General features: G+C 66.8%; 5 protein-coding genes and 1 riboswitch. Of the genes, 1 reads left to right on the plus strand and 4 read right to left on the minus strand.

All coding sequences use genetic code 11. The features are described from left to right. The first annotated feature begins 32 nt into the window (after positions 1–32). Positions 33–470, plus strand: coding sequence for a hypothetical protein (locus tag ACMV5O_RS15075; RefSeq protein ID WP_416164222.1), 438 nt, complete (start codon positions 33–35; stop codon positions 468–470). Here the strand turns inward: ACMV5O_RS15075 and ACMV5O_RS15080 are convergent. From ACMV5O_RS15080 to gcvT, 4 genes are all read right to left on the minus strand, one after another. Next, entirely contained in the window at positions 366–1982 is a 1617-nt protein-coding gene (locus ACMV5O_RS15080; protein WP_416164223.1) for a beta-1,6-glucan synthase, read from the minus strand. The genes ACMV5O_RS15075 and ACMV5O_RS15080 overlap by 105 nt on opposite strands. Positions 1983–2152: 170 nt before the next feature. Continuing rightward, positions 2153–5047 (minus strand): aminomethyl-transferring glycine dehydrogenase, encoded by a 2895-nt coding sequence (gcvP, locus tag ACMV5O_RS15085; protein WP_416164224.1) that lies wholly within the window; start codon positions 5045–5047, stop codon positions 2153–2155. Positions 5048–5049: 2 nt separating this feature from the next. Beyond that, positions 5050–5436: a glycine cleavage system protein GcvH gene (gene gcvH / locus ACMV5O_RS15090; RefSeq protein WP_416164225.1), complete on the minus strand. Its 387-nt coding sequence runs from the start codon at positions 5434–5436 to the stop codon at positions 5050–5052. An 88-nt stretch (positions 5437–5524) separates the two neighbouring features. Then, positions 5525–6616, minus strand: coding sequence for a glycine cleavage system aminomethyltransferase GcvT (gcvT, locus tag ACMV5O_RS15095; protein WP_416164226.1), 1092 nt, complete (start codon positions 6614–6616; stop codon positions 5525–5527). A gap of 194 nt (positions 6617–6810) precedes the next feature. Beyond that, positions 6811–6901, minus strand: a riboswitch (glycine riboswitch). Positions 6902–7086: the final 185 nt, after the last annotated feature.

The following is a 7086-nucleotide window of genomic DNA, read 5'->3' on the forward strand; positions in this document are numbered from 1 at the left end:
GCGCGCTGCTGATTATTAAGGGAAAGCGGCAAATGAGGTCAAAGAATTCGGGGAAACATGTCATCGTCTGGCCGCTGCTTGCCGCGCTGGCACTGGGCGCATGCGTCCTCTGGCTGCGCCACGGCGTGCTTGAAGCCGGTCTGTTGCCGAGAGACTGCGCGGCCCCTGGCAGTCCGCAGGGCCTCTGCCTGGTGAAGGATGCTTTGATACAGACTTTTCTGCACCAGCGTATTGGCTGGCTGAGCCTGGCCTTCGGCGTGCTTGCCTTTGTGCGCGACAGTCGGCGCCTGGCATGGGGGGCGTGGCTGAGCGGCGTGGCCGGCCTGGTGCTGTACAGCTACGATCCGGCGGCGGTCGGCGCGCTGCTAGCGCTGCTCGTGCTGGTGCGCACGCACGAGCAGCACCGGCAGGGCGAGCGCCAGTCCGGTCAGCAGCCAGGCGATGGCCTGGGGGTTGGTCATCTCCGTTGACCAGCGCCCGATCACGCCGATCGCGATGACCGCCGCGCAACTTCGCTCGGTCGCCGTGATGCCGCTGCGCCACCAGCCGATCACGCCGAACACCAGCGCCGGGCCGAGATAGAGCAGGGTGGGGAAATCGCGATAGCGCGGGTCGACCCACAGCAGCAGCGCCGCCACCGCGGCGGAGAAGAGCAGCAGGCCGCGCAGCAGCCCGAGCGAGGGCGCCTTCGAACGCAGGCGGGTGTGGGTCCACAGGATGTGACGCGCGCGCGCGGCGTCGGGAATGGGCTCGCCGTGCCAGCGCGCCAGCACCAGCGGCACCAGGCCGGACAGCGCTGCGACGCCGCCGAGCAGGCTCCATTCGAGTGCATCGCGGTAGGCGAGGTGGGCGTGTTCCCAGTGCAGGACCGCGATGACGCCGCCGACGGCCCCGGTCGCGGTGAGTGCGCTCACGCGCAGGAGGTGGGTGCGCCGCCCGGTCGCGGCGAGCAGGCAGGCGAGCAGGCCGCCGATCAGCGCGCCACCGATCGGTCCGAACAGGCTCTCGCGCTCGGCGACCGGGCCGGCGAGCGGAAACTTGGGATACAGGCTGTCCGCCTCGAGCATGCCCCAGTGGCCGCCGACCGTGCCTTCGAGGCGGCGCTTCCAGGGCTGGTCGATGGCTTCGATGAGGTTGTAGTCCCAGCCCTCGTCGTGGGCTCGATGCACGAACTCGCGGATGTAGCGCGCCTGGTTCACCCGTGACGGGCGCGCGTGCTCACGCTGGCGACCGGCGCTTGGCCAGCCCGTCTCGCCGATGAGTATGGGCTTGTCGCCGAAGTGGCGGGCGACGGTGCGGCGGGTGTCGGCGACGTGCGCGAGGGCGAGGTCGATATCGACCGGATCGTCCTCCCAGAAGGGCAGGATGTGCACGGTGACGAAATCGACCTCGGCGGCGAGGCTGTCGTGGCGCGTCCAGAATTCCCACACGTCGGCATAGGTGACCGGGACCTGCGAGCGGGCCTTGGCATGCCGGATAAGCGCCCGCATCTCATCCTCACTGCGTTCGCGGCGCAACAGCACCTCGTTGCCGACCACAAGGGCGCGCACGACGTCGGCGTGGGCGTTGGCGAGGGTGATGGCGCGTTCGAGCTCGACGGCGTTGATGGCCGTGTCGTAACCGATCCAGGCACCGAGCAAGACCTTGAGGCCGAGCGTGCGTGCGACTTCCGGGACCTGCTCCAGGCCCTGGTTGACCGAGTAAAGGCGCACGCAATCGGTGATCTCGGCCAGTGCGGCGAGGTCCGCGGCGATCTGTGCGCGCTCGATCCGCGTGTCTGCATCGAGCGGGGTCTGGCCCGGCCGGTGGTAAGGGGCGTACGAGACGCACTTGAGCTTCTCGCCTGCGGCGAGCTGCAGGTCGTGCATCGGCATCGGGCGGGACTGCTTGGCGAGGCCGTAAAAGAGAACGGCAAGCAGCGCGACACTGCTTGCAAGCAGGCTTAGCCAGAGGGCTCTGCGGTCGGTGCGTGGGGGAAGCATCTCGTTTGAGGTTTTGTTCGTTGTGGGCGGTTCCGGCGCCCATGATAGGGCCTCAGGGGAGGGTGCTGGGATTGGCGCGAGGGCGGACACGAAAAAGCCACGCCCTGAGGCGTGGCTTTCGGTGACACCGGGCGGAACAGGGCGCCGCCTTCAGCGCCCGTTCCCGGCGCTCATTCGGCGTAGTCGCTCATCGGCACGCAGGCGCAGAACAGGTTGCGGTCGCCATACACGTCGTCGACGCGATTGACGCTTGGCCAGAACTTGTTCTCGGCCACCCAGGGCAGTGGGAACACCGCCTGTTCGCGCGAGTAGGGGCGCTGCCAGTCGCCGATGAAGTCGGCCTGCGTGTGCGGCGCGTGCTTGAGCGGATTGTCCTCTGCCGACCAGGTTCCGGCCTCGATCTGGCGGATCTCGTCGCGAATGGCAATCATCGCGTCGATGAAGCGCTCGAGCTCGCCGAGATCTTCCGATTCGGTCGGCTCGACCATGATCGTGCCGGGCACCGGGAAGGACATCGTCGGCGCATGAAAGCCGTAGTCCATCAGACGCTTGGCAATGTCGACCTCCGAGACCCCGGTCGCCGCCTTGATCGGGCGGATGTCGAGGATGCACTCGTGCGCGACGCGGCCCTTGCTGCCGGTGTAGAGCACCGGGTAGTGAGCCTTGAGGCGCTCGGCGAGGTAGTTGGCGTTCAGGATCGCCACCTCGGTCGCACGCTTGAGGCCGTCGCCGCCCATCATGGTGATGTACATCCAGGAGATCGGCAGGATGCTGGCCGAGCCGAAGGGAGCGGCCGACACCGCGCCCTGACCGAGGTTGGGGCGGTCGGCATTGCCGGTGGGCTGCACGACGTGGTCGGCCATGAAGGGCGCGAGATGTGCCGCGAGGCCGATCGGACCCATGCCCGGACCGCCGCCGCCATGCGGGATGCAGAAGGTCTTGTGCAGGTTCATGTGCGAGACGTCCGCACCGATCGTGGCCGGCGAGGTGAGGCCGACCTGGGCGTTGAGGTTGGCACCATCCATGTACACCTGGCCGCCATGAGCATGGACGGTCTCGCAGATCTCGCGGATCGACTCCTCGAACACGCCGTGCGTCGACGGATAGGTGATCATCAGCGCGGCGAGCTGGGCGGCGTGCTTCTCGGCCTTGGCCTTGAGGTCGGCAACATCCACGTTGCCGTTGTCGTCGCATTCGACCACCACCACCTGCATGCCGCACATCTGTGCGGTGGCCGGGTTGGTGCCATGCGCCGACTTCGGGATCAGGCAGACGTTGCGCTGCGCCTCACCGCGGCTGGCGTGGTAGCGCGCAATCGCCACCAGGCCGGCGTACTCGCCCTGCGCACCGGAGTTGGGCTGCATGCAGATCGCCGGGAAGCCGGTGACCGCGCGCAGATAGTCGGCCAGGCCTTCGATCATCTCGAGGTAGCCGATGGCTTGCTCGCGCGGCGCGAAGGGGTGGATGTTGGCGAATTCCGGCCAGGTGACCGGGATCATCTCGCTGGTGGCGTTCAGCTTCATCGTGCACGAGCCGAGCGAGATCATCGAGTGGTCGAGCGCGAGGTCACGATTCTGCAGCTTCTTCAGGTAGCGCAGCATCTCGTGCTCGGTGTGGTGCGTGTTGAACACCGGGTGCGACAGGACGGCGTCCTCGCGCAGCAGGGCGGGCGCCAGGCGACCACCCGCCTCGGCGACCCGGGCGTCGAGCGTGGCGACGTCGTCCGTTGCACCGAAGCTGGCGAGCACACGGGCGACGTCTTCACGCGTTGTCGTCTCATCCACCGACAGGCCGAGCGTCGTCCCCGAGACGCTGCGCAGGTTGTAACCGGCATCGGCGGACGCGGCGAGGATGGCGGGCGCACGGGCGCCGACATCCACCTCAATGGTGTCGAAGAAGTGTTCGCCCTTCACCGTGAAGCCGGCATCACGCAGGCCTTCGGCGAGCACGGCCGCCAGGCGGTGGATGCGCGCGGCGATCGTGCGCAGCCCCTGCGGGCCGTGGTACACCGCATAGAAGCCCGACATGTTGGCGAGCAGCACCTGCGAGGTGCAGATGTTCGAGTTTGCCTTCTCGCGGCGGATGTGTTGCTCGCGGGTCTGCAGCGTCATGCGCAGCGCGGTCTTGCCGCGCGCATCCTTGGAGACGCCGATGATGCGGCCGGGCATCGAGCGCACGTAGGCTTCGCGGGTGGCGAAGAAGGCGGCATGCGGGCCGCCGAAACCCATCGGCACGCCGAAGCGCTGCGCCGAGCCGAACGCGATGTCGGCACCCAAGGAGCCCGGGCTCTTCAACAGCACCAGCGCCATCAGATCGGTCGCGACCGCAACGATGGTGCCCCTGGCCTTGAGTGCGGCAACCGGCGCCGTCAGGTCGATGACCTCGCCACGGGCGTTCGGGTACTGCAGCAGCGCGCCGAAGGCATCGTGAGAGGCGGCGTCCTCGGCCTTCCCGAACACCAGCTCATAGCCGAAGTAGTGGGCGCGCGTGCGCACCACATCGATCGTCTGCGGAAAGCAGGCTTCGTCGATGAAGAAGACGTTGGACTTCGACTTCGACACACGCCGCGCCATCGTCATCGCCTCGGCCGCCGCCGTCGCTTCATCGAGCAGCGAGGCGTTGGCGAGCTCCAGCCCGGTGAGGTCGATGACCATCTGCTGGTAGTTGAGCAAGGCCTCCAGACGGCCCTGGGCGATCTCGGCCTGGTAGGGCGTGTAGGCGGTGTACCAGCCGGGGTTCTCCATTACATTGCGCAGGATCACGGCCGGCGTGTGCGTGCCGTAGTAGCCGAGGCCGATCAGGGACTTCTTCACCACATTGTTGCTGGCAATCGTCTTCAGCTTGCCGAGTGCCTCGTGTTCGGGCATGGCAGGGGCGAGCGGCAGCGGCGCAGCGAGCCGAATACCTGCCGGCACGGTCTGCTCGATCAGCGCATCGATGTCGGCAACGCCGATGGCCGCGCACATGTGTGCGACCTCGCTGGCGTTGGGGCCGAGGTGACGATGGACAAAGGCGTCGCGCTGCTCGAGGCAGCCGAGCGGTGCGGAAAGCAGGGTATCTGTCATGTTCAGGCCTGTGCGATTTCCGCTTCGTAGCCGGCGGCGTCCATCAGGGCTGCCACGTCGTCTGCGTTGTCCGGCTTGAGCTTGAACAGCCAGTTCGCGTAGGGGTCTGCGTTGAGACTTTCGGGCGCGTCGACCGCGTCCTCGTTGGCGGCAAGGACTTCACCGCCGACAGGCGCATAGATATCGGAGGCGGCCTTGACTGATTCGATCACGGCGCAGGCCTCGCCCGCGCTCAGCTTGCGACCGGCTTCGGGCAACTCGAGGAAGACGATGTCGCCGAGCGCCTCCTGGGCGTGGTCGGTGACGCCGATGGTCAGCGTGCCATCCGCTTCGACGCGGATCCACTCGTGGGACTTGGTGTACTTCAGTTCGGCCGGAATCTTGCTCATGTTATTTCTCCAGATGAATGGGGCTGCGGTGTGGGGTGATGGGCGCGGCCGCGGTCGCCGCTCGGGGGCGCCACGGCGCGTTGGGTGCTCAGACCAGAATCTGGCCGTTGCGGACGAAGGGAAGCTTCACGGTGCGCGCCTTGAGCCGCTTGCCGCGGACCTCGACCTCGACAGCCTCGCCCGGCTGGGCCGCGAGGGGCAGGCGAACGAAGGCTATCGACTTTTCGAGGGTCGGCGAGAAGCTGCCGCTCGTCGTCTCGCCCTCGCCCGATGGCGCGACGACCGTCATGTGTGAGCGCAGCACCCCCTTGTCCTCGAGAATCAGGCCCAGCAGGCGTTGCTGCGCCGGTTTGCTCTGCAATGCCTTGCGGCCGACGAAGTCACGAGCCTCGTCCTTGAAGTCCACGGTCCATGACAGGCCGGCATCAAGTGGTGACACGGTGTCATCCATGTCCTGGCCGTACAGGTTCATGCCCGCCTCGAGGCGCAGCGTATCGCGCGCGCCGAGTCCGCAGGGCTTTACACCCGCGGCGAGCAAGCCGTTCCACATTGCCTCGGCGCGGCTCGCCGGCACGGCGATCTCCAGGCCGTCCTCGCCGGTATAGCCCGTGCGTGCGACGAGCAGGTCTGCAGCGCGCGCGCAGCTGAACGGAGAGGGAATCCCGCGCGCAGTCGCCAACTCGGGCAAGGCGGCGGCCGCACGCTCGAGCGCGCGCGGACCCTGCACGGCGATCATGGCCAGGTCGCGCCGCGCTTGCAGCGTCAAGTTGGCCCCGGTCGCGGCGATGCGCTGGCGCATCCAGGCCACATCCTTGTCGGCCGTGCCAGCGTTGACGACGATACGGTAATCGGCATCACTGAAGCGGTAGACAATCAGATCGTCGATCACGCCGCCCCGCTCGTTGAGCATGCAGCTGTACAAGGCCTTGCCGGGCTCCTTGAGCTTGACGACGTCGTTTGCCAGCAGCTTGCGCAGGAACGATGTCGCATCCGGGCCGGCAAGATCCAGCGCGAGCATGTGCGAAACATCGAACATGCCGGCATCCCTGCGCACGGCATGGTGCTCCTCGATCTGCGAGCCATAGTTGACCGGCATGTCCCAGCCGGCGAAATCGACCATGCGGGCAGCTGCGGCGACATGGGCGGCGTGAAGAGGAGTCTGCTTGGCAGCTGAATTCATTGGCGAGGATGCTCCGGCCGGTGAACGAAAAAGGGCGAACTCGGCCCCAGGCCCAGTTCGCCCCATCTGTCCCTTGTACCTGAGAGATTTCACGTCGCCTGACCCTATACATATATAGCAGCCCTGCTCGCGAGTGCCCCTTCGGTGGATACGGAGCGCCCCAGTTGGGCGCTCGTACCGCTCTCCAGACTTGTACCTTGCACGCGGTCCGTTGTGCCTGAGCGGTTCCGGGGGGTTACGCCTTCGGCGACTCCAGATGGTGGAGTTCTCTCCCGCGTGACGCGCGGACAATACCATTCGGCCGGGGAGGCGGCAACCGGGCCTTATCGGCGCTTGGTCATCGCTTATGAGTGCATAGATTTTCCGATTGTTTTTAGGTGTTGACGTTGTTTTTTGGGGGTCTATAATGCGCACCTCTTCAGCGCTGCGGCGGTTTCTTCGGAAGGCGATTCGGCGGTGGAGGGGGAGGC

The organism is Thauera sp. WH-1 (assembly GCF_047806685.1).
Lineage (GTDB): Bacteria > Pseudomonadota > Gammaproteobacteria > Burkholderiales > Rhodocyclaceae > Thauera.